Below are 2,562 nucleotides of genomic sequence, written 5' to 3'. Positions count from 1 at the left end.
GACTAAAGTCCCCCTGTCGCGTTTCCTCCCCGGTCTAAAGACACGGGGCTTCCACGCTCCCAAGAGGTTTACGTGATCAAGACGGTCTTAGCGGGTTGGTTTAAAGTTCGAGCATTGGATTGTCCTCCAACCAGAACCTATAGCAGTTAGTGCTAGTATTTTCACCTAAGCCAAGGGATGCGAGATGCAATGCCTAGTCCGGCGGTGTCTATACTAGCCCTAGGGTTGGCTATGGTTTGGTTGGGGGCTTTTGGTGTGGGGTAGGATTAAGAAAGTTGATGGAGAAAGAAGGCGATCGCCGCGCTACCGAGGGGAACGGTTAAATTATCAATACCTAATTTAGATACCATTTCCAACAGGGTAGCACCGAGGGCGACGGCTAGGGAGATACTCCAAATTTGCCAGGTGTTACCATAGACTGGCAGTAAAATTAGGGTGGATATTATAAAACTGGTTAAAGTCATGGTGAGGGAACCTTCCCAACTTTTTTGGCTTCCCCAGATCTGATATTTATGGTAACCGAATTTCTGACCTATGGTGGCGGCGAGACCATCTCCCCAGGTCATGACTAAAATACCTAGGGCGGCGTAGTGGGGTTGTTGGCGCGGCCAAAAACAGGCGATCAGAATACCAATGCTGATGGCGTAAAAAAATGTCCCTAAACTTTGGCGACCGACACTATTAACACTGGGGAGAATGGGGACTTTTAGGGAAATTAAGGCGATCGCTGCTGATAATACCCCGGCTGCTATACCGATGGAAGCGGGGATATCCAGCCACCAAGCTAATAAAATCACGTTTCCGGTCCCAATATGCACCACCTTTCGGGATATTTCTGGATCTACCGAAAATAGGCGGTTGAGTCCTTCAGCAATAATCAGGACTAAGGCTAACCATAGACCCACCAGAGAGATATGAAGCCAAATGTTGGGATTTGCAGTTAAATCAGAAAGCATAAATTCACAGTAGTGTATAAAATAGGAAACCAAATTCAGAATATATTGGGTTATGTTTCAAGCTCCAAGTTTGTCAATTGTCAAGATAAACTAATACTGAGATTATCTAACTGTCTGGGATATGTCCATGTCTGAAGCCGATCTCCCCCTGAATCAATCCCCCGATGAAGCAGCCATCCCAGAGTATGAAGCTGGTGTGGCGCAGCCGCTGACCCACATTTCCCACACAGGGGATGATGATTGGGAAACGGTGAATTTTCCTGATGCGATCGCTATTGATCAAATTCCTCTGGTTACAGAATCCCCAGAAAATGCCTCTGTTAGGGCGGAAGGAACAGCGCCCCAGATAGCTACTGGCGGGATTAATGAGCTTGAGGGTAGTGCGGAAACTCCTCTGATTAAAGCACTTCACGCTTGTAACCGGGATTTAATCGATCGCATTGCTGAACTGTCCGAACAACTGGAAGATTGTCATCAACAGTTAAGGGAACACAAAAGTAATTCTGATCAACAATTGCAGGAACTAGATTTTACCCGCGCACAGGTGAATCGTCTGTTCAAAAAGCTAGATGTTGCTAACCGGGTGATTCGACAACAGCAGGTTTTGGTAGAGAACCTGACTGAACAGTGGGATACGAGTCAAACTCGCATGGCTCAGATGGAAAGAGAATGTGCAATGACCCGTCAAGGTTACAATGAACAGTCCCACGAATTAGTCAGGGTTCAAAATACCTGCCGTGAGTTGCGATCGCGTTTACAACGCCAACAACGCTACACTCTTGAGTTTAAGGCGGCTTTGGATATGATGAAGGAAATTCGCCAATCTGCTGTAAGCCCAAATCCTGAGTTAATCGTTGATTCACCCTCGCCAGAGGTCAATTGTACTGATGATGAGGTATCATCGCCATCCTTTGTGATTGATTCCCAGACCATGAATTTATCTAAGGCTTCACCTGTTCAACCTTGGTCTGCTCAATTCGCACAACAAGGGTCATCGGTAGAGGAGTCAGACGAATTAACAACACCTACCCAAGGTGATGATAACCCTACCCCAGTTATGCCGCCCTTACTATCAACTAAGGAGGGTTTAGGATCTCAGGGAGAATCACCAAAGTCCGATGTTTCCGATTCCGAGGCGATCGCACCCCCACCCTCTACAGAGATATCTATTGAGTCAATTGTTCCGCCGGGTGAACCCGTGCTGGAAGAGTGGCCGAAACCTCGATTGGTAGATGAGGAACTACAGCGTATCCGCTTGGAATATGCCGCACCAGAGCCAGTAGAGGAATCAGTGGCTAACCCTCAACTAGCCGGGGTGGGGTCTGGACCAAACGGGGATAATTGGCCGGCACCTTTAATCTATCCCCAGCATCGCCGGAAGTTGGAGTCTTGGTCTGCTATTCAATTACCGACTTTCCCAAATAAGAAGGTTGAGGAAGCCGTGGAATTTTGAGTGATCGGGTCCGGTGCTGTAGCTGCTTCCAGGGTTGCTATGTGTGATATACTGATCGCCATTTGCTATTGATAAATAGTCAGTGCGAGACGTTTAGGAGTGAAATAAGGCTGCAATGCCTGAAATAACCTCCTAGAGGGAAAATTAGACCTT

2 protein-coding genes are annotated in these 2,562 nt (G+C 47.3%); one reads left to right on the top strand and one right to left on the bottom strand.

Features of this window, described 5'->3' with window-relative positions:
• Positions 1 to 266: 266 nt before the first annotated feature.
• On the bottom strand, positions 267 to 956 hold the full coding sequence (locus tag ACTIE0_RS23840; protein WP_006623984.1) for a diacylglycerol/polyprenol kinase family protein: 690 nt from the start codon (positions 954 to 956) through the stop codon (positions 267 to 269).
• A gap of 127 nt (positions 957 to 1,083) precedes the next feature.
• Between ACTIE0_RS23840 and ACTIE0_RS23835 the strand changes: the two genes are divergently transcribed.
• Positions 1,084 to 2,409, top strand: a complete 1,326-nt coding sequence (locus tag ACTIE0_RS23835) for a hypothetical protein (protein ID WP_006623983.1) — start codon at positions 1,084 to 1,086, stop codon at positions 2,407 to 2,409.
• Positions 2,410 to 2,562 lie beyond the last annotated feature (153 nt).

The sequence above is a fragment of the Limnospira sp. genome, from assembly GCF_051859755.1.
Taxonomy (GTDB): Bacteria; Cyanobacteriota; Cyanobacteriia; order Cyanobacteriales; family Microcoleaceae; genus Limnospira; species Limnospira fusiformis.
This window is presented reverse-complemented; position numbering and strand designations above follow the sequence as displayed.